The organism is Rhizobium sp. P28RR-XV, from assembly GCF_012641385.1.
Taxonomy (GTDB): Bacteria; Pseudomonadota; Alphaproteobacteria; order Rhizobiales; family Rhizobiaceae; genus Rhizobium.
On the sequence record NZ_JABAIG010000003.1, the window covers coordinates 220865 to 244423 of the forward strand.

Genomic DNA, 23559 nt, shown 5'->3' on the forward strand with positions numbered 1-23559 from the left:
CCCGGCGCCTCCGGGGCCTGCACATCTTCTTCCTTCGAAAATCATGAAATCCAATAGAGCCGGTTACGTCTTCACGCTGTTGGCCATCAGCATCTTCGCCATACAGGACGGCATATCCAAGCACCTCGTCAGCGCCTATCCGCCGCTTCTGGTGGCGATGATCCGCTATTGGGCTTTCATGCTTTTCGCCATTGCGATGGCTTCCCGCGCACCGGGCGGCTTGCGACGCAACGTCAGGACCAAGCGGCCCGTGCTGCAGATCGCCCGCGGCCTGCTGCTCGCGGCACAGATCGTCGTCGCCATCTCATCCTTCGTCATCGTCGGACTGGCTCACTCTCAGGCAATCTTTTCATCCGGCCCGCTGATGGTGGCCCTGCTCTCCATACCGATCCTCGGCGAGAAGGTCGGCTGGCGGCGCTGGCTGGCAATCTGCTTCGGCTTCGTCGGCGTCCTCTTGATCCTGAAGCCGGAAAGCGGCGTCTTCGACACGCATTTCCTGGTGCCGCTATTCGGCGCGCTTTTGTTTTCGCTCTATGTCGTCCTCACCCGCTATGTCAGCCGCGAGGACGGCGCCATGACCAGCTTTTTCTATACGGGTGTCGTCGGGGCCGTCGCGATGAGCTGCATCGGGCCATTCTTCTGGACGACGCTGGCACCGCATGACTGGATCTTCATGGGCATACTCTGCCTGACGGGCGTGTCGAGCCACTATTTCCTCATTCGCGCCTACGACCTGCTCGACGCCGTGGTGATCCAACCGCTGACCTATCTGCAGCTCGTCTTCTCCGCCATTATCGGCGTCGCCATATTCGGCGAAAAATTGAGCGCGCCCATGATCCTGGGCGCACTCATCGTCGTGGCGGCAGGCATATTCACGATCTGGCGCGAACATGCCCTGGCAAGGGCACGGCTCAAGGCCGGCAAGGTATAAGTGAATTACGCATCCACCTGGGCTCGCGGTTGCGGTTCCGTGTAGTAGCTCACATATTTCTGCCGATAGCGCTCCGTTCCGCCGAAATCGCTGTAGCGCGGCAGTTCCGACATGTCGGTCTTGTTCAGGATGACGCCGAGAATACGTGAGTTGATCTGCGGCTCCTGCTCAAGAACGTCGCGGACCAGATTGGTTGGCGTCGCCCCCCACTCGGTGACGAGCAGGAACGCATCGACCTGCGGTGCGAAGGCCTTCGCATCGATGATCGGACCGAGCGGCGCCAGATCGACGACGATATAGTCGAACATCTTGCGCGCGTTTTCCATAAGCTGCTGCATGCCCTGCGACGAGAGCAACTCGCTGGTGTGCAACAGCTGATCGCGCACCACCACCGGCAGGATGGCAAGCTTGGTGCGTGGATCGACCTTCACGGCATTCGTCCAGGGAACTTCGCCGAGCACGGCTTCGATGAGCCCGGCTTGCGGCGGCGATTTCAGCGTGCGGCTGAGGCCAGGATTGCGCAAGTCGGCGTCGATCAGCAGCGTACGCTTGCCGCTGCTGGCGAGCAGTGCGGCGAAATTGGCAGCCGTCGTCGACTTGCCTTCGCCCGGCAGCGCCGAGACGACGCCGATCACGCGATCGGCTCGACCTTGCAGCATGACATCACTGGCAAGCTTGGCGTTCCTCAACGTCTCAGCGAAGATCGAGCGCGGCGCCTCGACCGAGATGCGCATCATCCGCTCGAAGGTAACGCCCTGTTCCGTCTCCTCGGCGGCCGCAGGCTCCTGACCGATATTCCCCTTGCGCCGCTTCTTCTTGCCGCTCACCTGTTGGCCGAGCAATGGCAGATAGCCAAGGAACTTCAATCCAAGCGCGGAGCGCACGTCGGCTTCGACGCGGAAGAACCGATCACGGAACTCCTGGAATGCGGCCACGCCGCAGCCAACCATCAGGCCGAGGATTACGGAAAGCGCCATCACAAGCGTCTTCTTCGGGCTCGACGGCGCTGTCGGCACGCCGGCAACCGAGATGACGCGCGCCTTGGCGATCGGGAAGGATCGCTGCTGGCTCGCCTGCTCGAAACGGCCAAGGTAGGATTCATAAAGGCCTTTCAGCGCCGTCGCCTTCTGGTTCAGCTCGTTCAGATGAACTAGCGACTTGTTGGCTTCGGAATTCTTGCCGACGACATTTTCGATGCTTTCGCGCAGCGATGCCGCCCGCGATTGCGCTACATCATACTCGTTCTTGTAGCTGGCCGTGAGCTGCTGAAGTTCCTGGTAGATCTGCCGCGTGATGTCCTTCCGTTCGGTGTGAAGCGCAACGGCCTGCGGATGGTCGGCGCCGAAATTCTGCGTGACGTCCTGCTCGCGTTTTTCGACAGCGAGGTAGCGCGTCTTTAGATCCTGCAACACCGAATTGTCTGTCGAACTCGACGAGATGGTGGCATTCTTGACGGCGTTGTCGGGACCCTGGTCGATGATCGACTTATATTGATTATAACGCGCGGCTGCGCTGGCCGTGTCGGCCTGGGCGATGATCAGCTGCTTGTTTAAATCGGAGATCTGCTGTTCCGACATCAGTTCGCCGCCGGTCGAGGTCAGGCCATTGTCGGCCTTGTATTTCTCGACTTCGAGCGAAGCCTCCTGCGCGCGCTGGCGCAGGTCGTTCAGACGTTCCTGCAGCCAGACGGATGCGCGTTCGGTCGCATCGAAATTGGCGTTCAATTGATCGGTCAGATAGGCGTTCGCATAGGCGCTCGTGACGCTGGCGGCGAGCCGCTTGTCGGTCGAGCTGAAGGAGACGGCGACGACCGAGCTTCGCGTCACGCGCTCGACCTTAAGACTCTCCTGCAGGACAGCCGCGACTTTCTGGCGCTGGGCCTCGCGTTGCTGTTCGGGCGTCATCGGCGGACGGGCCGGCGTAAAGACGCTGACGATCAGGCTGACGCCGGATTTGAGCAGCGCGGCTGGCGACATCGGCGGATTGAGCAGCGTATTATTGTCGGCAAGACCGGCCGTATCGACGACACGCAGCGCCATCTCATTCGATTTCAGGATTTCGACCGCGCTCGCGATTTCCATGTCCGCCTGCTGGCTGCTGGCCGCCGGCGGCTGATCCTCGGCATATTTCGTCATGTTCTCGTCGAGCAATATCTGCGTCATCGAGGTGTAGCTCGAGGTGGCGGTCAGCAGGTAGGCGACAGCCAGAATGACGAAAGCGGCCACAGTAAAAATGATGGTGCGGATGCGGCGGCCAATGACAGCCATCAACCGATCGAGATCGATGAAGCCATCCTGCGATTCCGCTTGCGGAAGAGCGCTGTGGAAAGTGAAGTTCTTCTGATGCATGGCGACCACCTTGTCGGAGAAGCCTGAATGAAAATAAGCCAAGCCTGCGGCCTTCTCGGCCGCAGGCCATGATGTAAACAGGCTTAAGCGGCGGTCATCTGCGCTTCGTGCGAGATGACCAGGTTGCGGATCGAGTCATAGACCAAGCCGCCGATATCGGCGCGAGCGAGCGCAAAGGCGACGTTCGCTTCGATGAAGCCGTGCTTGGACCCGCAGTCGAATGTGCGTCCGTTATAGACTTGGGCATGGAAGGACTGCGTCTCGGAGAGGCGCAGCATGCCGTCGGTCAGCTGGATCTCATTGCCGGCGCCGCGCTCCTGACGGGCCAGGATGTCGAAAATCTCAGGCTGGAGAATATAACGGCCATTGAGGTAAAAGTTTGAAGGCGCCTCGGACGGATGCGGCTTCTCGACCATTTTGGTCACGGCAAAGCCATGCCGCACCGCCGTGCCCTTGCCGATGATGCCGTATTTCGACGTCTCTTCCGGAGCGCATTCCTCGACGGCGACGATGTTGCCGCCAACCTCGTTATAGAGTTCCATCAGGCCGGCCATGCAGCCGCGCATGCCGTAGCACAGCATGTCGGGCAAAAGCAGCGCGAAGGGCTCGTTGCCGATCAGGTCGCGGGCGCACCAGACGGCGTGTCCGAGGCCGAGCGGAGCCTGCTGGCGGGTGAAGCTGACGGCACCCGGACGCGGCAGGAGGCGTTCAAGTTCGGTAACCTGATGGCTCTTGCCAGCACGCTGCAGCGAGGAAATCAGCTCCGGCGTGTCGTCGAAATGATCTTCGATCGCCGACTTGTTGCGGCTGGTGACGAAGACGATGTGCTCGATGCCGGCTTCGATGGCTTCATCGACGGCATATTGCACGACCGGACGATCGACGATCGTCAGCATTTCCTTCGGCATTGCCTTGGTGGCGGGCAGGAAACGTGTTCCGTTGCCGGCAACCGGAATGACTGCTTTTCTCACACGATGCTTGGGGTCCATGGCTCTATCCTTTGTTAGAGTGAGGGCCTGTGCCCATACTGGGCAGGGGCGAGGTAAGTTGGGAGGTAGGCGCCGCCTGGCCGCCGCTCCGCAGAGAGGCAGCCAGCCGACGAAAACGGGCGGCAATCGGCATGCTGAGATGACGCACGGCGCGCGGATTGAGGCAGGCGATCTTCAGCATGGTTTGCAGTTCGCGCTCCTTGATGCTGTCGACCAGTTTCAGGAATGCGATGACATCCTTCAGATTGCGCGTGCGCCGCCGCTGCGCGGCAAGGGCGGCCGCACCGAAGGGATGTTCGGCGAAGAACCTTGTATCGGCGGCAAGCATGGCCTCTACATGTTCCTTTTTAAGAACACGCGAGATCGAACCGTCGCGAATGTAGTAGAGGTAGCCGATCATCGGCTCGACGACACAGATCCCGCCCCGGGCAAGGGCGGAAGCAAGGAAAATATAGTCCTCGCCGATCCGCAGGGTTTCATCGAAGCGCAGGCGATGCTTCTCGATGAAGGCACGCTCGAAGACCGGCTTCATATAGCCGAAATTGTGCTCCGAACGGAAAAGCATGTTCGAAGCGATGAACGTCGCCAGCGGCAGCACCGGAATGCGCGCCAGCATCGCCTCCGGAAACATGGGAAGGGTCGTTCCGGCGTCCTCGCGAATGACGTCGAGATTGTCGACCGCGATCTGCGCCTCTGCTTTTTCCGCCCGAGCGATCAGGCGTGCCATGCGATCCGGCCGCAGGGCGTCATCGGAATCGAGCACGGCCACCCAGCGGCCGCGAGCTGCATCCAGGCCGGCGTTGCGGGCAGCGCCCGGCCCGCCGTTGCGTGCCATGGCAACGAGACGAACGCGCGGATCGGGATGGTTGCCGGCGATTTCGCGCGTTCCATCCGTCGAGCAATCGTCGACGACGATGACTTCCATGCTGACGGCACCTTGCGCCAGCGCGCTGTCGATGGCGCGCTCAAGGGTTTCCGCGGCATTGTAGGCAGCGATGACGAAACTGACATCGGGGATGAAATCCGTCATTGCGGTGCCTTCTCCAGATTTCCATATTGCTCGATTTCGCGGACCCCGAAGAGGCCGCTGACGACACCGGCATGCATGATGCCGCGCAGGCCGTAGCGATGCCGCTTGACAGGAGAGGCGGCGAGCAGGGCGGCGGCGGCAAAGCAATAGGCGGATTTCGAGCCGGCGAGCGCAATCGCGCGCCAGCGTCCGAAGCCGCTCGCAGCCTCCAGCAACATGCGTCCGTGTGTCTGGCCCATGCGATACCGGCGCTTCGACAGCCAGGAAACGGTGGCGCGCTTGTCGGGAACGGGTTCGTAGATCAGCGCGTCCTCGGCATAGGCGATCCTGCCGCCCGCCTTGTGCATATGGATGAAAAATTCAGTGTCCTCACCGCCGCTGCGGCCGAGCGCGATATTGAAACGCCGGCCGGCAAGCGAAGGCGCGCCGCGGCGCAGCAACACATTGCAGGTGTAACCGGTGAGGATCTCTCCCGCGACCCAGACAGGCAAGGTCGAATGGAAATCGCCGCGCTGCATCCAGGCGGGCGCGGCATTCGCATAGACCGCCTGGACGGGACCGAGAACGGCATCGGCGCCGGTCGTGTCGGCCATGATGAGCAGTTCCGCCAGCCAATCTTCCGATGCCGTCTCGTCGTCATCGATGAAAGCGAGGAAATCGCCGCTCGCATGATCCAGGCAGGCATTGCGTGCGATCGAGATGTTGGACGCCGGGCAATGGACATAGACGATCTCGAAGGGCACGGCTGAACGCATGGCATCGACACGACCGCGCGCGCTCGGCGTAACATCATTGTCGGCGACGATGATGCGGACAATCGCGCCGGCAGGAATGGCAAGCACGGCGAGCGACAGCAACGTCTGGTCAAGCTCTGCCCGGCGGTAGGTGCAGACCGCGATATCGATCTTTATCGGGCGCCGATGGACTTGTGTCATGACGCTACCCTGCGATTGCGGAAGCTGAGGACTTCCATCCAGAACCCCATCGACCAGGCGAAATGCATGACCATGGCGGATATGGCGGCAAGCGGGCCATAAGGATTCTTCTGACCGAGAGCGATCCAGAAGCCGTAAGCGATGCAGGCCACGGCCCATAGGCCGACGGGAATAACGGCAATCCAGTTGAGCACGGCCAGGAAGGCGCCGATGAAGATCGGCACGACCGCCAGCGGCAGCATCTGGCGCGGGCTCGGCATGCTGCGATGCTTGAGGATGTTGCGCGCGCGGCCGCGGCCGTAGCCGAGATATTGCTTGAAGAGCGTCGGCACGCTGGCGCGCGGATAATAGGTCATGGCCGTCTTGTCCGTGAGCCAGATCCGGAACCCTGCCTTGTGCAGCCGGTAGTCCAGTTCGGCATCCTCGTTGTGGCTGAAGGTCTCGTCGTAGCCGCCGACGGCGCGAAAGGCCGCAACACGCATCAACGCGTGGTGCCCATGCTCGGCCCAATGGCCCTTGGCGCCTTCGCGATGCTTCGAGCCGCCATTGCCGAGCTTGGAATTCTGCGCCACGGCCGTCGCCTTCTGGAAGGCACTGAAGCCCATCGTGCGCATCGCGACGACGACGGAATCCGCGCCCGTGGCGCCGGCTTCCTGAACCAGCGTCTGGCAGTAATCGTCCGGATAGTCGCCATGAGCGTCGATACGGATGAAATAATCATAGTCCTCGCCGAAGGTTTCCATGGCGAGATTGATGGCAGCGCTCTGCAGCCGCTTGGGATTGTCAAGCAGCAGGATGCGCGGATCCCTCGCGGCAATCTCCCTGACGATTTCGCGCGTGCGATCGGTGCTGCCGCCATCGGCCACCACGATCCTGGCATCGAGTTCGTCCAGAGCCTGCCCGAGCTTGCCGATCAGCGGCTCGATGTGTTTTTCCTCGTTGAGGCAGGGAATAACGATTATGCAACGCATGTCCGCTGAACTTCCGTTCGTCATTGCAATCCACCTCTATTGCGATGCAGTTGTGGGAGGGCCTTCAATTCGGCGATCTCGTTGGCACGCGTCAGCGACGCCAGCCGCTGCACCAGACCATGACAGTCGGCGCGATCGATCATCCATTGCGTGCGATCCTGCGACGCCACGGCATCGAAGGCGGCAACGTAGCGCTGCTCGTCCATCTCGCCCAAGAGCGCCGTCAGCCGCGTAGCGTCGGCCGCATCGAGCGTGAGCCCGATCTTTCGGCTTGCCAGAAACCGTGCCGTCTCGGTGCCCTCCATGGCGATGGGCACGGCACCGTACAGGCCGCCTTCGTAAAGCCGGTTCGGCAGCAGCCAGCTCGAATTCAGACCTTCTTCGAAGAAGTCGATCGCCCAGGAAAACTGGACATCGTTGTAGATCGCCTGGAGGTCCTCGGGGTTCTTGTAGGCGCCGGCAAAGTGCATGAATGGCGCCTTGCGCACGAAGCCATCGAAATCGTCGAATTCCGAGTAAGCGGGCCGGCCGCGCAGCACGACCTCGAAACGCCCCTCCATCCGGCGGGAAAATTCATCGAGCAAGGTCAGCGACTTCCGGCAGCGAAGCGCGCCGAACCAACCGATCTTCCACGGCTTGCCCGCAGCCGGCGGACGGACAATCGGCACGACGGCGCTTGCCACGGGTTCAAGTGTGAGCACCTTGTTTTCAAGCAGCATGACCGGCAGATGCAGGCCGGAGCGCGGCCGGAAGTAGCGCTCGACGAAGGCGGGGGAACTGGTGATGAGCAATGCCGCCTGCGAACCGAAGTGGCGCTCGGCACTGCGAAGCGCGCCGCCCACCACATCATTGCGCAGCAGCAACCGATGAATATCGAGGCATTCATAGACGATCGGCATATCGCCGCCGAACACGGATTTGGCGCGATTGGCCAGCGTCAGCATCTCGAGATTGCGGCCGATGATGACATCCGGCCTCGCAACGAAGCGCAATGCGCTGCGCAGTTTCGCCGCCGATCTGGCTACCGCGGCGACACGTTGCGCAAACTGGGCGTCCTGCGTCTTGCCAAGCTCGATCGGTTCGACGCCGTGGATGGCGGCAAGCGCGTTGTCGTCGCGCCGGAAGCCCGCCAGCGTCACGAGTGCCCCGCCGGCCTGCAGCATCAGCACCCGCCTGCGCACAGCCGGATCGGCAAGATCGTGAACGAAATAAAGAATATGCAGCATCAAAGTTTCCGCTTTTGCGCCCGGCCGAGACCGGGCGCCTGGTGTGGTTGGTGTTGCATCCTGGCATCGCAACCGACCGCGCAAGGCACTGCGCGACCGGTCAGGTTCAGTCGATCTTGCAAGTGATCGATTCCGGGAAGAGGCACTTCTCGCCCGCTGCGGTAAAGGCAACGCGCTTGATCTGCATGGCTGCCGGCTGGCCGGCATAGGCAAACTTGCCCATCCAGGCGCCCAGCGTATCCGTGCCCCACAGGCTGAAGAAAATCTTCTGGGCATTGGTCGGGATCTTCGAAGGATCGGTGACCTCCTGAACCAGCTTGCCGTTCACATAGTAACGCAGGCGATCCTTTTCCCAGACGAAGGCATAATCGTTGAAACCCTGATCGGCACCGCCGGCAACCGGTACCAGTTTCTCGTTGCCGCCCTTGGCCGAGATATATTGGTTGACCTGGACTTGACCGGGATTCTTGCCGAGCACTTCGAAATCGATCTCGTCATGCGGCTTTTTGTCGGTCGGGCCGATATAGGTGAAGAAGGCGGAGTTGAGGCCAGACCCAGTGGCGGTACGATAACGCGCCTCGTAGGTGCCGTATCCATAGCGCTTGGTGGTCTGAATCTCACCGCAGGCGTAGTTTCGCTGACCGGTCTTGGACTGGATGAACTGCAGTTGCAGCATTCCGTCCGTGATAGTCACCTGCTTGCGCGACCAGGTGCAATTCTGAAACGGCCCATTGTTCCAGCCGTCCGAGATGTACCAGCGACTGGTGTCCAGCCGCTCGAAATTGTCGACGAAGGATCCCGCCGTTGGCTGATCATCCTGCGCGGACGCAGCCTGGGGCAGGAAGCAGGCCTCCATAAGGGCGATTGAGACAAGACCAAGTCTTTGCATGTAGCTCTTCGATGTCGTCATGGCATCACCTTTGCTCGGAACGCGCACGCCGATCTTCGGCGGCGCGGATCTGGCCGGCACGGGCTTCGGCCAGCGGGCGCGTCCGGCTGCCGGTCAGCAGGTTGTAGAGACTTGGCAGGGCGGAACGCGCCACGCCGTTCGTCAGGGGCAGCAGCAGCAAGGCAAGCGCCGCCGCCACAAGATAGAAAATCGGATAGAGTTCGCTGCCGCCACGCTTCCAAAGAACCCAGAGACAGAAAAGCAGCGGATAATGGGCACAGAAGATCCAGAAGCTGAGGCTGCCAGTTTCCGCCAGTCTCTGCCCGATGCGGCTGCGGATGAAGATCGACGATAGCGCCCAGAACCCTGGAATGCCGACGATCACCATCAGATTGCGGCAAACCTCGAGCCACAAGGGCAAGCCGGGTCCTACCATAAAGGCGGCGGTTGCCAAAAGCGCTGCAAGCGCAATAAAGCCAGGGCCGATCAGCGCGACATAGCGATCCATGACCGTCACGTCGACGCGGTAGAGGCTGAGATAAATCCCGAAGCTGAAGCTGAAGAGGATCGAGTTCCGCAGCACGATGCCGATCGATACCGGCCAGGCCGCGAGTAGAAGCAGGAAAACCAGTGTCAGCAATGGCGCACGGCTGATGAGAAGCGCAAGAATTGGCGACAGCAGGATGCAGACGAAAAGATCGCGCAGGAAGTAAAGCGGCAGATTGATCGGCGCTCCGTCGATCGCGAACAGAAGAGTCGATAGCGTATGCGGAGTAGATTCCGAGAGATCAGGCAGATATCCATCGCTAACTCCGTAATACTGGAGGACCAGGACGGAGGCAAAGAACGCACTGTTCCACAGGATGAACGGCAGAATAACTGTCTTTGTCTTTCGACGAATAATCTTTCCATAGTTCAGCGATGTCGTCCCCTGACGAAACAACAGGTAACCGGAAATCGCGCTCAGGCAGGGTACGCCGACGCGAAACAGGCTGTCACGAAGGAACACCCGAAGCCAGTCGAAAAGTCCATATGCGCCGTTGAACGGGCTGGTACGCGTATCGAACGGTATATGGACAAAGATGATGCCCGAGATGAGGACGATACGCATGAGGTTTATCCGCGAAGACACGTTGGCAGTCACATTCACGATGTCTGTCACCCTTTCTTCGTGCCGCATCCCCCCGTGCAGCTATTGCGTTCAGAGCAGAGCAGAGCTCGCAAACGTAACCTAGGGCAATCTTAGGAAAGGGAATATGGCGGCGCAGCAAAAATGGCCGAAAATTGCTATTTCACACCGCGTCCGAGCAGTCCTTCCGTACCGCTCGAAAGCTGAAACAATTGCTTTGTGCGGGAGAAAAATCGTGCGGGGAAAAGAGCTTAAGGGAAACAGGCCATTTTTTCATGCCGACTTCACGAAAGGTTTTCAGCGTGGCTAGATTTTTACCGGAGGGTGAAGATTTTTTGCAGCGCAGCAGACTTCAGGGTGCGAAGCATGACCAAAATACGACACTATTGCAATCGATATGGGAATATCGATCCGCACCGCTCCTCCCATGGGTGCAATGCCGCCCAATCGTGAGAACCGATGTGTCACAATAGATCACCGGAGAGGCAGTTCGCATCGCGCATCTGGCAGGGATAAAGTTTGAGAAATCTCCGCCTTTGACATTGCTCCCTACCGAATGGACGCTACCTGTTGGCGTCGCGGCAGCATCCAACATAGGGCAAACAGCCGAAGATTGGCGATGGATGCGACCGCGAAGCCGATGGTTACGTCCCCGGGGATGAGGCCGCAAATTCTTGGATTGAAACCGTAAAGGCGGGAAAATGGCGTCTCTCACGATTGTGATTCCGTTCTACCAGAAGCAACCGGGCGTTCTGCAGCGCGCCTTGAGATCGATATCCCGGCAGACGTTTCAGGATTTCGATATTCTCATCATCGATGACGCATCGCCGCTTCCGGCGGAAAAAGAGCTGCAATCGCTGAGCGCCGATGAGCGCGCGCGCATCCGCGTCATTCGCCAGACCAATGCCGGACCGGGTGGGGCGCGCAACACCGGTCTCGACAATGTGCCGGCCGCCAGCCGCTTTGTCGCATTTCTCGATTCCGACGACGAATGGGCGCCCGAGCATCTGAGCAATGCATTCGAGACGCTGACACGTTACGACGCCGATTGCTTTTGGGACTCCATCGAGGGAGGTGAGGAGTTCTACTATCACTTCAGCATCGCGGAACTCGCGAAATCAGCCGACATCGTACGGCTGTCGGACAACCCGGCCGTCGTCGAGATCCCCAATGTCGCCAGCGTCATGCTGCAGGACTGGAGCTTCCTGCACATGTCCTGCATGGTGATCGGCAGATCTCTCTTCGAAAAGGTGCGCTTTGAACCGACATTACGGCTGGCCGCGGAGGATGTCCTCTATTTCTGCGACTGCATCCTGGCGGCCAAGCGTGTGCTGTTATGCGAAAACGCCGGCGCGCTGCGTGGCGAGGGCGTGAACATCTTTCACAGTATCGACAACGATTCTCCGCAATTCCTGCGTCAGCAGTTCAACACCTGGACGGCGCTCGACACGCTGGAACAGAGATTCTCGCGCCGGCCTCAGGATGTCGCCGCCATCCGCCTCTATAAAAACCGCGCCCGTCGCCAGGCACTTTGGAGCCAGGCGCGGCAGCTAAAGCAACGGCGCCTGCCGCAATTCGGATTGCTGGCAAAATGGGCCTTGCGCGATCCCGCGATTTTGCAAAGTGCGATGCAGCTTGCCGTCGGCAAGCTTGCGCCCTAGATTTTGCACCGCAGCATAAGCTGTGCATGCCGCATCCAAGAGCCACCGGCGTGCCCCGTTATCATTTGGATCAGCAAGGAGTCCTGCATGAAGCCGTTCCACTGGGAATCCACCCATGGCAATTTCGGTGATGATCTCAATCTCTGGCTCTGGGACTTCCTGCTTCCCGGCCTTCGCAACGTTCATGACGAAACGATGCTGGTCGGCGTCGGAACGGTCCTCAACACGGAAATCCTGCCAGCCGAGGGACACAAGCTCGTCATCGGCAGCGGCTTCGGCTACGGTTCCCTTCCCGACATGCGCGACAGGTCGCAATGGGATGTCCGAAGCGTTCGCGGCCCCCTGACGGCTGAGAAGGTCGGCTTACCGGTCGAAATGGGTATCGTCGATCCTGCCGTGCTGGTGACGGAAATGCCGGAATTCCAGAACATTTCCAAGAATGGCAGGCGCACCTTCATACCGCATTGGGAATCGGCTGCCGCCGGCCTCTGGCCCGAGATCTGCAAGACCGTCGGCCTTTCCTATCTCGATCCCCGTGGCGAGGCGAAGGCCGTAATCCGAGAAATCGCAGCCTCCGAACTGATCGTGGCGGAATCGATGCATGGCGCGATCCTTGCCGATGCCTTCCGCGTTCCGTGGATCGCGGTCAGCTCCTCGCGTTCCATCAACAGCTTCAAATGGAACGACTGGGCGCGTTCACTCGGCGTGACTTACGCGCCGAAACACATCCCGGTTTCCACCCGCGCCGAAGCGATCGCCAAGGGTGCCAAGTTCTGGGGCGTTGGCTTCGAACGCAGCAAGGAAGCTGCCGCCGAACTCGAAAAGCAGCGCTACGGGGAAAATGTCATGCTTGCCGATCCCGAGCAGACCACGTTCCGGGTCATGGCAAAGCAGGCGCTTGCCGTGCCTTCGGCTCTGGCTCTGTGGCAGGCCAGCAAGGCAAAGCCGCAGCTGAGCAAAGACAGCACGCTCGCGGCCTGCAAGGAACGCCTTCTGGGCGTAATCGAAGGCGTGCGGCGCGATTATCTCTGAAGCAATTCCAGGAAAAGTACTGAGCGGTTTTCCGTCCGGAATTGCGAGACGACCAAGAATTAGAGCGGTTTGGCGATTCCGTGTAACGCGGAACCTAAGTTTCCGAGAGATCCCTATTTTGGAGCGGCCTGCAGAAGATAGCGCAGGCCGTTCGCGCCGGAATGGGCGATGGGCGCACCGCCGCGCTTGCGGAAGCGCTCCGTCTTGTCCGCCAGGACGCCGCCGGCGATCGCCGGAGCGGCGAAGGGATGCGACAGCGCATAGGCCGCAGCCGAGAGCAGGCCGGACTGCGACTTGATATCGAGAAAATGCCGCAGCTCGTAGCGGTCGCGAATATGCTGCTCGTGGCGGCGGATCACGGCTGCGTCCGCCGAAGAAAGTCCGCCCTTTGCAAGGATGGCCCGGTCGGCCTCATAGAGCCGCCGTAGATCCTCGGTCCTGTGCCGGCCGCTCAGGGAATCGCTGCGCACGACCGCGCCATAACCGCAGCTATGGATAATCTTGTAGCGCGCGGCTTTGGCCAGCGCACGCACATAGAGATCGTAGTCCTCGCCGAGGCGCAACGTTTCGTTATAGCGCAGGCCATGGGCATCCAGAAAAGACCGCCGCATCAAAGGCTTGAGAAAACCGATCTCGCCACGGCGCACGCCCCGCTTGGAAATATTGCCCTCGACGAAGGCAACGAGATCGAGAAAGCGCGGCCTCGCATCGAAGTGATCGAGCCGTGCATGGGCATCCGGAACCGTATCGGCGCTGACAAAAGCGATATTATCGGCGACGAAATCCCAATCGTCGGCGGCAAGCAACGCGGCGAAACGACCCGGGAAGAAGAAATCATCGGCATCGAGGATGCCGATCAACGGGGCCTTGGATATCTCGATCGCGTGATTGCGCGCTGCGGCGGGACCGCGGTTCTTCTCGAACTCCCGGATCGTTAGCCTGCCGCTGCCATCGTCGGCGCTGGCGGCGGCTGCGGCGGTTCCATCCCTCGAACCATCGTCTATGACGACGACTTCCGCCACTTCCGGCTCCCGAAGAGCCGAGGCAACAGCCAGCCCGATGGTGTCACTGGCATTTTTTGCCGCGATGATGACGCAGACGCCTTTTTCTGCACTGTCGGTCACGTTAGTCTCCAATGGTTCTGCCGGAGACTTAGGACATGGCTCCGATCCGGCAACCGCCCGACCGGCAAAAGATCTGCCTGACAATCCGACTTGAGGCCGGCTTAAGGGTTGAAGGGCTCGGAGCGCTTGAAATTGGATGTTGAGAGACCGCCGATCTTCGTATCCTCCTGGCCCGACGTCAGCACGCTGTCTTCGCTCAGGAGTGCATGGCGCGACTTGCGCTCCTTCCAGACGAGATAGAGCACGCCCAGAAAATAACCGGTCTGCAGGAGGACGGCACAGATGATCGTCTCGATGAATGTGGTCCAAAGAGAATCGGTCAAAAAGTATGTTGCGACAGCAAATACGATCAGCGTGCCCAACATACTGATAAAAACGCGCGGCGCGTACATAATCTTACCTCGCCCGCTGAGCTGTCATGTAAAAAGCGATCAAGGTCTTTCCTCCCTTATCAGACCTGAAAGTCAAATATATTTTATGATTCATTGAGATTCAACCAAGTCACAGTAATCCGTTGCGATTTGAGACGATCCTAATGCCGCGCCCGTTAAAACTACGCCTCGATTATAATTACAATTGAATTTGTTCATCTTTCTCTTTGCAATTATACGGATACATGATGACAACATACAACTATCGCTACATGTTCGGCCAGCGACGGACCTCTGGCTTCCTCATCAATTCAATCAACTTTTATTACAAAGTCCTGGAAAAGCCGCCATCAGTATGTGCACCGCAAAATATTGCTGCACTGCAATATATCCTGTGAAGAAGTCAGGATGGCACCAAGATAGCATGTAGCTGAAGGAAGAGCGATCAGAAGCTTTTGAAACCAATGATAATGAACAACTTACTGTACACCGCCTATAATATCCTTAGAAACTGTCGACTAAGAGGGGGCAGAGCTATCAACCCTGCCATTATACGAGGTTTGATACAGTACAACCCATCCATTCCCGATCACTGATTTATACCAAGTCACCATCAATGCGGTAAATATATACCGCTATGCCATATCGCTACAAAAATTTGGCTTAAAAAGTCCAATTCCCAACCTACACTCCGTTCGTCCCGGCACTAATTACGCGTCCGAGAATTTCCGACCAATCGTCAACATGAATGGAGTTTTCTCTATGAAGTCTGCGACGAGATCGGCCACATCGGCTTTTTTCAGCGCCGCGGGAAGCGACGTCTTTCCGCCAACTGGTGGAGTACTGAAACGCATTTTCGACGTCTCCGCCGCAATGACCGCTCTAGTTCTCATCAGCCCGCTCTTCCTGATGCTGATGCTGCTGGTGAAACTTACAGATCAGGGGCCTGCCTTCTACGGCCATCGCCGCATCGGCCATAATGGCAAGAGCTTCCGCTGCCTGAAGTTCCGCACCATGGTCGTCAACGGCGACAAGGTTCTGCAGGCCCATCTGCAAGCCAATCCGAAGGCGATGGAAGAGTGGCGTGCAACGCGCAAGCTGCAGGACGACCCGCGCGTCACCGTCGTCGGCGCAGTGCTGCGCAAGCTCAGCCTCGACGAACTGCCGCAGTTGATCAACATCATCCGCGGCGAAATGAGCATCGTCGGCCCGCGGCCGGTCGTGGAGGACGAGCTCGAGCTCTATGAGACCGCCGCGATCTATTATCTGCAGTCCCGCCCCGGCCTGACCGGTCTATGGCAGGTCAGCGGCCGCAACGACGTCTCCTATGCCAGCCGTGTCGCCTTCGACACGCATTATGTGAAGAACTGGTCGCTCAGCAGCGACATGATGATCATCGCCAAAACCATTCCTGCGGTCTGCCTCTCGCGCGGCAGCTATTGATGATGACCGGCAGATACCGCGGGGCGTTTCCTGCGGTTTTTCCCGCGCTCGGCGGGCTGCCAACCACTAACAGGGAAGATCCTGCATGATTGAATTTCGGCCTTTCAAGAGGCTTGTTCGCGTGAATACATCTCTTCGATGCGCAGCTTTCGTCGCGCTCAGCCTTTGCGCAGCGTCAGTTTCGGCTTCAGCCGACAATCTCCCCGGATATCATCTGGGCGTCATGGACAAGCTGCATGTGCGCGTTGCCGAATGGCAGACCGCAGAAGGCGCCGTTCGCGACTGGTCCTCGATTTCAGGCGACTACACAGTTGGCCCCTCGGGTTCGATCTCCGTTCCTTTCATCGGCGACATGCCTGCGATGGGCAAGACCACGGATCAGATCGCCGAAGCCATCGGCCTCGGATTGCAGAAGCAGTTCGGCCTGCGTGATCGCCCCTCGGCCTCCGTCGAACTCTCCCAGTTCCGCCCGATCTATCTTTCAGGCGAGGTGCAGAATCCTGGCGAATATCCCTTTGCGCCCAATCTCACCGTACTCAAGGCCGTCAGCCTTGGCGGCGGCATGCGTCGCGCCGATGCCGGGCAGCGTTTCGCACGGGATTTCATCAATGCAAAGGGCGACGCCGTCGTCTACATGGCCGAGCGCGGCCGCCTTCTGATGCGCAAGGCGCGCCTGCTGGCCGAATTGGCTGGCAAGGACGAAATCGAGGTTCCTCCGGAACTCAAGCAAACGCCGCAAGCGGAAAGTGTGCTTGCAAGCGAGCGGGCGCTGATGCAGACCCGCAGCGAGCGCATGAGGAACCAGCTGCAGACCCTGGAAGATCTGAAAACCCTTCTGCAGAACGAGGTCGAAGCGCTTTCGAAAAAGAACGATACGCAGAGCCGTCAGCTGGAATTGGCAAAGGCCGACCGCGACAAGGTCGAAAGCCTGGCCGAACGGGGGCTTGAACTTGCCTCCCGCCGGATCTCCGCGGAACAGCGCGCATCCGATCTGGAGGCCACCCTTCTCGATACGGAAACGGCGTCGCTGAAAGCCAAGCAGGACATCAACAAGGCCACCCAGGACGAGAATACGGTGCATAACGACTGGCAGAGCTCGCTGGCGAAAGATATGCAGGATACCGATACACAGCTGGAAACCCTGCAGCTGAAGCTCTCGACCAGCCAGTCGCTGATGCAGGAAGCGCTTGCCCAATCCTCGGATGCAAGCAACCTCGATCCCAGCGGCCAGAGTGTGAGCATCACCTACACGATCATTCGCGACGAGAACGGGCAGTCGAAGGAAATCCAGGCCCAGGAAAATACGCAGGTATTGCCCGGTGACCTCATCAAGGTCAGCACCGGTCTTGCCATGCGATAAGGGAAATCGATGCGGATAGCCAAATCGATCTTCGTCCGTCCAGGCAGCAACGTCACCTATGGCACGGTGGCGATTGCTCTGTCCTTCTTCGTCTTCGCCTACTCCTCGCGTTTCGGCCAGCCTTCGATCCTGCTCTATTACCTGCTCTGGTTCCCGCTGGTCATGATCGACTATCGCAACGTGCTCGGCAGCTACCAGAGGCAGCTCTGGCTTTTCGCCTTCGGCATCTTCACCTGCCTGTCGATCTTCTGGTCGGTCGTGCCCTCCGTGACGGCGCGCGCGGCGATCCAGTATATGACGCATATCTTCTGCGCCCTGGTCGCCATGCGCACGCTCGATATCCGCACGCTGGCGCGCGGCGCGATCGCCGGCACCGGCATCGTGCTCATCTATTCGATCCTGTTCGGCTATTACGCTTATGATCCGATCGACGGAACCTACAGCTTCGTCGGCGCCTTCGACTCCAAGAACCAGCTCGGCTTTTATGCCTCGATCGGCATCTATTTCGCCTTTACCGCCGTCTTCGTTCTTGGCGAACGGCGAATCTGGCTGCTGGGCGCGGGAATTGCCGGCCTACTATCCGCCTATTGCCTGCTTGCCTCGCAATCGGCGACTTCGGTGCTGACGACCGGGCTGGTCGTGGCCTTGTGCATGAGCCTGCGCGCCATCCTGTTCCTGTCGCCCAAGCAACGCAAAAGGCTGTTTGTGACCGTGGCCATCTCCGGCGTCGTCCTCGCAGTCGCCGGCGTCTATCTCGGCGCGGTCGACCTTGTACTCGGCGCCTTCGGCAAGGATTCCACGCTCACAGGACGCACCTATCTTTGGCAGCAGGGCATCGCCGCCGCACAGCAGAACCTCTTCTTCGGGGTGGGCTATCAGGCCTATTGGGTCCAGGGCTTCTCCGAGCCCGAGCGGCTTTGGGATGAGTTTTTCATCGCCTCACGCGCAGGCTTCCATTTCCACAATACCTATATCGAAACCGCGGTGGAAACTGGGCTCATCGGCGTGTTCCTGCTCGCCTCGATCCTGCTGACCGCCTTCATCGGCCATATCAGCCGCTTCCTCAGCGATATCAGAAACGATGAATCCTACATCCTCCTGGGTGTCGCTACCCTGTTGCTGATCCGCTCTTTCGTGGAGATCGATATTCTCAATCCGTACCATGTCGGCTCCTTCCTGTTCTATTTCACGGCAGGGAAGCTCTCCATGCGAGCGCGTGTAAACGCACCACTGCCTGCCAGTGATGACCCGATGCAGTTCGCGACGCCTGTAAACTGGGAGCCGCGCACGGGCCCATGAAGACACTCTACGGTATCCAGTATCTCCGTGCCTTTGCCGCGCTCGCCGTGGTGTTCTTTCACGCCGCCGAGCGCAGCGGCGGCCATTTTCGCATCGGAGCCGCCGGCGTCGACGTCTTCTTCGTCATCAGCGGCTTCATCATGTGGACCATGAGCGAACGCCGTCCGGTCACGCCACTGCGCTTCGTGCTGGATCGCCTGCAGCGCATCGCGCCGTCCTACTGGATCGTCACGGCCATCATGATCGGCGGGGCAGCCGTCGGCCTGTTTCCGAACCTGAAGCTGACGGCAAGCCATATTCTCGGCTCGCTGCTGTTCATTCCGGTCCGCTCGCCAAACGATAGCAACGAGATCTGGCCGGTCCTGGTTCAGGGATGGACCTTGAACTTCGAGATGTTCTTTTATGTCATCTTCGCGGCCTGCCTGTTCCTGCCGCGGCGCCTGCGTCTCGGCAGCCTGATCGGCGTCTTTCTCGCCTTCGTCATCGTCGGCGCGGTCATCCACCCGCAATCACCGTTGCTCGTTACCTATACGAGGCCGATCATTCTCGAATTCGTAGCCGGTGCGGTTCTCGGACAGCTCTGGCTGAAGGGAAATATCCCCGGATTCCGCCTCGGCCTTGCGCTCATGGTCGCCGCGATTGGCGGTTTTGCAGCCATTGAAATTCTCAGCCTCGAATTCAACGAGATAACCTGCGGTCCGCTTGCCGTGGCGCTGGTACTTGGCATGGTTTCGGTCGAGCGCGGCGGCAGGCTGCCGCAGATTGCGCCGCTCACCTATCTCGGCAACGGCTCCTACTCCATCTATCTGTGGCATACGCTGGCAATCTCTGTCGTGGTAAAGCTCGCGACATCGACACCGATCCCTTCCGATGTGGTCGCTTTCGTGGGCGCTATTGCGGGCACCGTGCTCGGCATATGTGCCTACGAGCTGGTCGAAAAGCCCCTGCGCAATCTGTTGAGGAACTTCAGCTGGCGAAGGGTCCGCCCCTCGCCAGCCTGATAGCGGCCTAGATGTGATGCTGAAAAGTGTAGGCGGTTTTCGGACGACATCACGCTCTCCTTCTTTGATTCTAGAGCGGATTCAGATTTTAGGTCGAACAGACCTAAAATCATCCGGCTCTAGCCTCCGGACCGGCGGCAACAAATTAAAGTCGCCGGCGGCGTAACTGATCGAAATAGACGATAACGATGATCAGGGCACCGGTGATGATGCGCTGCCAGAAGGAATTCAGGTTCAGGAGGTTGGCGCCGTTGTTGATGGTCGCCAGGATGAAGGCGCCGATCAGCGGGCCATAGACGGAGCCGACCGCGCCGAACAGGCTGGTTCCGCCGATGACCGACGAAGCGATCGCCTGCAGTTCCCAGCCATCGGCCTGGGTGGCATTGCCGATCGCGATGCGCGAGGCAAGCAGAACGCCGACGAAGGCGGCGCAGGTACCCGACAGGATATAGGCGAGGTAGATCATGCCGTTGACGTTGACACCGGAAAGCCGGGCTGCTTCGCGATTGGAGCCGACGGCGAAAAGGTAGCGGCCCCAGCGGCTCAGATGCAGGAAAATCACGGCTGGAATCGCCACCAGGATCACCATCCAGAATAGACTGGGAATCCCCAGGAAGTCCGAAACGGCGAAATTGGTGAAATCGTCATTGACGATATTGATGGTCGCACCGTTGGTAATGAGCAGGCCGATGCCGCGCAGCGACGTCAGTGTCGCCAGCGTGATGATGAATGGCGGCAAGCCCATCCGCACGATACCGAAGCCGTGGAATGCCCCGATCAGGACCCCGAACAGCAGGGTAATGAGGATGGCGGCCCAGACCGGAAACCCGGCCTGCAGCAGCCAGGCGATGATGACGGTGCAAAAGCCGACGATCGCGCCGACGGATAGGTCGATGCCCGCAGTGATAATGACGAAGGTCTGCCCCAGGGCAAGAATGGCCGTCATCGACCCCTGACGCGCCAGGTTGGTGATGTTGAGCGGCGTCCAGAACTTGTCTGTCCAGAAGCCCAGGAGAACCCAGAGCGCCAGCAGGAGCAGGATCAGCGTCAGGCTGAAGAGGATGTTCATCTTGCGCCGCGGCGCAACCGTGGGGCCTTCTGTCGTATTCGCGGCCATTTTGTTGTTCTCCCTCTTTCGACTTGCTTGTTGTTCAGACGCCGATCGCCTCGCCGAGGACTTCCTCATGCGTTGCCGCATGGAAATCATGGCTGGCGACCAGCTGGCCGTGGCGGAAGACGTGCAGGCGATCGGCGAGCTCGTAGACCTCCGGCAGATAGGATGAGATGACGATGATACCCGCGCCATCGCGAAGCAGCTTGGCGAACAGCCGGTAGATCTCCGCCTTGGTCCCGACATCGACGCCGACCGTGGGCTCGTCGAAGATAAACAGCTTGGCGCCGTAGCTTAGCCATTTGCCGATGACGACCTTCTGCTGGTTGCCGCCCGACATGGCGGAGACCAGAACCCGCCTGCTCGGTGTCTTGATGCTGAGATCGCGGATCTGCTTGTCGGCGTTCGCAGCTTCGCTCTTGTTGTTGATGATCGGCCCGTGGCTCAACCGCCTAAACACCGGCAGATTGATATTGAGGCCAATCGGCAGGTTGAGGCAGAGCCCCTGATCGCGGCGGCTTTCCGGCGCAAGAGCGATACCGAGTTCCATTGCGTCGCGTTCGCTGCGGATATTGACTTTGCGCCCCTGCCAATGGATTTCCCCCGCCGAGACGGGCTGGCGGCCATAGAGCCCGAGGGCAAACTCGCTGCGCCCGGCACCGATCAGCCCGTAGAGCCCGACGATCTCGCCGGCGCGGACAGTCAGCGAGACATCCTCGAAACCCGGACCGGAAAGACCCCGCGTTTCCAGGATGGTTTCGCCGATCGGGATGTCTTCCTTGTGGTAGATCTGCTCGATGGAACGATTGATCATCAGCTTGATCAATTCGTCGTCGTTGGTTTCGGCAATCGTGCGGGTGCCGACATGCGTGCCGTCGCGCAGGACGGAAACGCGATCGGCCAGCTCGAACACCTCTTCCATGCGATGGCTGATATAGACGATCGTCACGCCCTCGCCCTGCAAGCGGCGGATCAGCTTGAACAATTGCGCCGATTCCTGGCGGGTGAGATAGGCGGTCGGCTCGTCGAAAATCAGGAACTGCGTGCCGCGCATCGCAGCCCTTGCGGTCGCGACCAGCTGCTGCTGGCCGATCGTGAGCGAGCTCAAGAGTTCGCCGGCCGGCAATCCGAAGCCGAGATCGTCGAGCACGGTCTGCGCCATGGCCACCATCTGCTTCTTGCGCATGAGGCCGAAGCGATTGACTTCATCGCCCAGGAACAGATTGGCCGCGACCGTCAAGTGCGGGCAAAGCACCACTTCCTGATGCACGGCATTGATGCCGCGGGCGATCGCCTCATTGGGCGTTGCGAGCGCGACGGGATGGCCGCACCAGAAGATTTCGCCAGACGTTCTCGTGATCACTCCGGTCAGGAGCTTGATGAGCGTCGATTTGCCGGCACCGTTTTCGCCGACGATGGCATGAATTTCGCCGGCCAGAAACGTGACGGTCGCGGGCTTCAGCGCCTCGACGAAGCCGTAGCGTTTCTGCAGCCCTTTAAGTTCAAGGATGGGCGAGCCGGCCGGAATGCGGTTTGCTTCCGTTTTGACGGTGTCATCGTGCCGATGGCTGATTTCTTCAAGGCTCGTCATAACGTCTCCTCCCTCTCGCATCGCGGCCGCCTCCGCGCGGCCAGACGAAAAGGCCGCGCCCGATCCCTCGGGCGCGGCCTCAAAGCTTACTTGACCTTCGGGTTCAACAGGGCGTCGATCTTCGGATCGCTCATGTTCGCCTTGGTGACGAGGTTGGCGCCGGTATCGACATTGGCCGCGACCTTTTCCTTCTTGGAAGCGGCGAGCGCCGTCTTGATGCCGTCATAGCCCATACGATAGGGGTCCTGCACCACGAGACCGGCAAGAACGCCTGACTTCAGGAAGCCGACGGTCTTGTCGTCATTGTCGAAGCCGATGACCTTGATCTTGTCGCCGAGCTTGTTTTCGGCGATCGCCTGGCCCACACCCTGTGCCATGATCAGGTTGGAGGCGAAGACGCCGACGAGCTTCGGATTGGCGGTGATCAAGTCGGTCATGATGTTGAGGCCGGTGGTTGCCTGACCATCGGCATACTTGTCGGCAACGACCTTGAGGCCAGGATACTTGCTCTTGACCTCTTCCAGGAAGCCCTGACGACGCTGATCGAGAGAGCCGACGCCGGGCAAGCTGGTGATGATGGCGATCTCACCCTCTTCCTTGCCGGTCATGCCCTTGATTGCGGCGGCAAGGCCATCAGCGGCGATGCGGCCGCCCTGGACGTTGTCGGTGGTCAGGAACGAGACGAAGGACTTGGAATCGGCGCCGGAGTCGATGCCGACGACCGGCACGGACTTGGCGGCTTCATCCACGGGCTTGCCGAGCGCCTTGAACTCGGTCGGCGAGATAACCACGGCGGCCGGCTTGCCGGCCACTGCGTTTTCGAGAATGCTGATCTGACCGTTAATGTCGGATTCCGATTGAGCGCCCAGCTCCGGCACCTTCACGCCGAGATCCTTGCCTGCCTGGCGAGCGCCGGCAAGAACGATCTGCCAGTAGAAGGATGTCGTATCCTTGACGATGATCGGGATGGTCACGTCGGCCGCGAAGGACTGCATGGGCATCGCCATGGCGATGACGGCAGCACCGGCAAGTCCGGCAAAGCTGCGGCGGGACAAAAGTGACTTGGCAATTTTCATCTGCTTCTCCTCTCAACGCGCTCTCTTTCCTGCACACCTGCC

At 59.7% G+C, this 23559-nt stretch carries 21 protein-coding genes; 8 read left to right on the top strand and 13 right to left on the bottom strand.

All coding sequences use genetic code 11. The features are described from left to right. Nucleotides 1-43: 43 nt before the first annotated feature. Complete coding sequence (locus HGP12_RS07960; protein WP_168839447.1) at nucleotides 44-931, top strand: DMT family transporter; 888 nt, start codon at nucleotides 44-46, stop codon at nucleotides 929-931. Between the two features lie 5 nt (nucleotides 932-936). Here the strand turns inward: HGP12_RS07960 and HGP12_RS07965 are convergent, their stop codons facing one another. The 8 genes from HGP12_RS07965 to HGP12_RS08000 form a co-directional block, all read right to left on the bottom strand. Then, nucleotides 937-3279 carry a polysaccharide biosynthesis tyrosine autokinase gene (locus HGP12_RS07965; protein WP_168839652.1) on the bottom strand — a complete coding sequence of 781 codons (2343 nt, stop codon included), beginning with the start codon at nucleotides 3277-3279 and terminating at the stop codon, nucleotides 937-939. 83 nt (nucleotides 3280-3362) lie between these two features. Beyond that, nucleotides 3363-4268 (bottom strand): UTP--glucose-1-phosphate uridylyltransferase GalU, encoded by a 906-nt coding sequence (galU, locus tag HGP12_RS07970; RefSeq protein ID WP_168839446.1) that lies wholly within the window; start codon nucleotides 4266-4268, stop codon nucleotides 3363-3365. A gap of 4 nt (nucleotides 4269-4272) precedes the next feature. Beyond that, entirely contained in the window at nucleotides 4273-5298 is a 1026-nt protein-coding gene (locus HGP12_RS07975) for a glycosyltransferase family 2 protein (RefSeq protein ID WP_168839445.1), read from the bottom strand. After that, nucleotides 5295-6233, bottom strand: coding sequence for a glycosyltransferase family 2 protein (locus tag HGP12_RS07980; protein ID WP_168839444.1), 939 nt, complete (start codon nucleotides 6231-6233; stop codon nucleotides 5295-5297). The genes HGP12_RS07975 and HGP12_RS07980 overlap by 4 nt, the downstream gene beginning before the upstream one ends. Next, nucleotides 6230-7228, bottom strand: coding sequence for a glycosyltransferase family 2 protein (locus tag HGP12_RS07985; protein ID WP_168839443.1), 999 nt, complete (start codon nucleotides 7226-7228; stop codon nucleotides 6230-6232). The genes HGP12_RS07980 and HGP12_RS07985 overlap by 4 nt, the downstream gene beginning before the upstream one ends. Next, nucleotides 7225-8430 (bottom strand): glycosyltransferase family 4 protein, encoded by a 1206-nt coding sequence (locus HGP12_RS07990; RefSeq protein WP_168839442.1) that lies wholly within the window; start codon nucleotides 8428-8430, stop codon nucleotides 7225-7227. The genes HGP12_RS07985 and HGP12_RS07990 overlap by 4 nt, the downstream gene beginning before the upstream one ends. Nucleotides 8431-8536: 106 nt before the next feature. Beyond that, nucleotides 8537-9340, bottom strand: a complete 804-nt coding sequence (locus HGP12_RS07995) for a family 16 glycosylhydrolase (RefSeq protein WP_168839441.1) — start codon at nucleotides 9338-9340, stop codon at nucleotides 8537-8539. Between the two features lie 4 nt (nucleotides 9341-9344). Next, the gene (locus tag HGP12_RS08000; RefSeq protein WP_205926374.1) at nucleotides 9345-10430 is read right to left on the bottom strand and encodes an acyltransferase; all 1086 of its coding nucleotides are present in this window, start codon (nucleotides 10428-10430) and stop codon (nucleotides 9345-9347) included. Between the two features lie 145 nt (nucleotides 10431-10575). Between HGP12_RS08000 and HGP12_RS08005 the strand changes: the two genes are divergently transcribed. The 3 genes from HGP12_RS08005 to HGP12_RS08015 all read left to right on the top strand — a co-directional run bounded on the left by HGP12_RS08005 (nucleotide 10576) and on the right by HGP12_RS08015 (nucleotide 13141). After that, a complete protein-coding gene (locus HGP12_RS08005; protein WP_168839440.1) occupies nucleotides 10576-10758 on the top strand; it encodes a hypothetical protein in 183 nt (60 codons plus the stop codon). Between the two features lie 391 nt (nucleotides 10759-11149). Further along, nucleotides 11150-12109, top strand: coding sequence for a glycosyltransferase family 2 protein (locus HGP12_RS08010; RefSeq protein WP_168839439.1), 960 nt, complete (start codon nucleotides 11150-11152; stop codon nucleotides 12107-12109). An 87-nt stretch (nucleotides 12110-12196) separates the two neighbouring features. After that, nucleotides 12197-13141 (top strand): polysaccharide pyruvyl transferase family protein, encoded by a 945-nt coding sequence (locus tag HGP12_RS08015; protein ID WP_168839438.1) that lies wholly within the window; start codon nucleotides 12197-12199, stop codon nucleotides 13139-13141. A gap of 113 nt (nucleotides 13142-13254) precedes the next feature. Here HGP12_RS08015 and HGP12_RS08020 read toward each other — a convergent pair whose 3' ends face one another. Further along, complete coding sequence (locus tag HGP12_RS08020; protein ID WP_168839437.1) at nucleotides 13255-14265, bottom strand: glycosyltransferase family 2 protein; 1011 nt, start codon at nucleotides 14263-14265, stop codon at nucleotides 13255-13257. A gap of 101 nt (nucleotides 14266-14366) precedes the next feature. After that, entirely contained in the window at nucleotides 14367-14657 is a 291-nt protein-coding gene (locus tag HGP12_RS08025) for an exopolysaccharide production repressor protein (protein ID WP_168839436.1), read from the bottom strand. A gap of 741 nt (nucleotides 14658-15398) precedes the next feature. On the opposite strand from HGP12_RS08025, the gene HGP12_RS08030 reads away from it, so the two are divergent. From HGP12_RS08030 to HGP12_RS08045, 4 genes are all read left to right on the top strand, one after another. Then, nucleotides 15399-16079, top strand: coding sequence for a sugar transferase (locus tag HGP12_RS08030; protein ID WP_168839435.1), 681 nt, complete (start codon nucleotides 15399-15401; stop codon nucleotides 16077-16079). Between the two features lie 85 nt (nucleotides 16080-16164). Next, nucleotides 16165-17439 carry a polysaccharide biosynthesis/export family protein gene (locus tag HGP12_RS08035; RefSeq protein WP_168839434.1) on the top strand — a complete coding sequence of 425 codons (1275 nt, stop codon included), beginning with the start codon at nucleotides 16165-16167 and terminating at the stop codon, nucleotides 17437-17439. A 9-nt stretch (nucleotides 17440-17448) separates the two neighbouring features. After that, the gene (locus tag HGP12_RS08040) at nucleotides 17449-18738 is read left to right on the top strand and encodes an O-antigen ligase family protein (RefSeq protein WP_168839433.1); all 1290 of its coding nucleotides are present in this window, start codon (nucleotides 17449-17451) and stop codon (nucleotides 18736-18738) included. Then, nucleotides 18735-19739: an acyltransferase family protein gene (locus tag HGP12_RS08045; RefSeq protein ID WP_168839432.1), complete on the top strand. Its 1005-nt coding sequence runs from the start codon at nucleotides 18735-18737 to the stop codon at nucleotides 19737-19739. Before HGP12_RS08040 ends, HGP12_RS08045 begins: the two co-directional genes overlap by 4 nt. Nucleotides 19740-19884: 145 nt before the next feature. On the opposite strand, the gene HGP12_RS08050 is transcribed toward HGP12_RS08045, so the two are convergent. The 3 genes from HGP12_RS08050 to HGP12_RS08060 all read right to left on the bottom strand — a co-directional run bounded on the left by HGP12_RS08050 (nucleotide 19885) and on the right by HGP12_RS08060 (nucleotide 23517). After that, nucleotides 19885-20856: an ABC transporter permease gene (locus HGP12_RS08050; RefSeq protein WP_168839431.1), complete on the bottom strand. Its 972-nt coding sequence runs from the start codon at nucleotides 20854-20856 to the stop codon at nucleotides 19885-19887. A 34-nt stretch (nucleotides 20857-20890) separates the two neighbouring features. Beyond that, nucleotides 20891-22441 carry a sugar ABC transporter ATP-binding protein gene (locus tag HGP12_RS08055; protein ID WP_168839430.1) on the bottom strand — a complete coding sequence of 517 codons (1551 nt, stop codon included), beginning with the start codon at nucleotides 22439-22441 and terminating at the stop codon, nucleotides 20891-20893. 86 nt (nucleotides 22442-22527) lie between these two features. Then, a complete protein-coding gene (locus HGP12_RS08060; protein ID WP_168839429.1) occupies nucleotides 22528-23517 on the bottom strand; it encodes an ABC transporter substrate-binding protein in 990 nt (329 codons plus the stop codon). Between the last annotated feature and the right edge of the window lie 42 nt (nucleotides 23518-23559).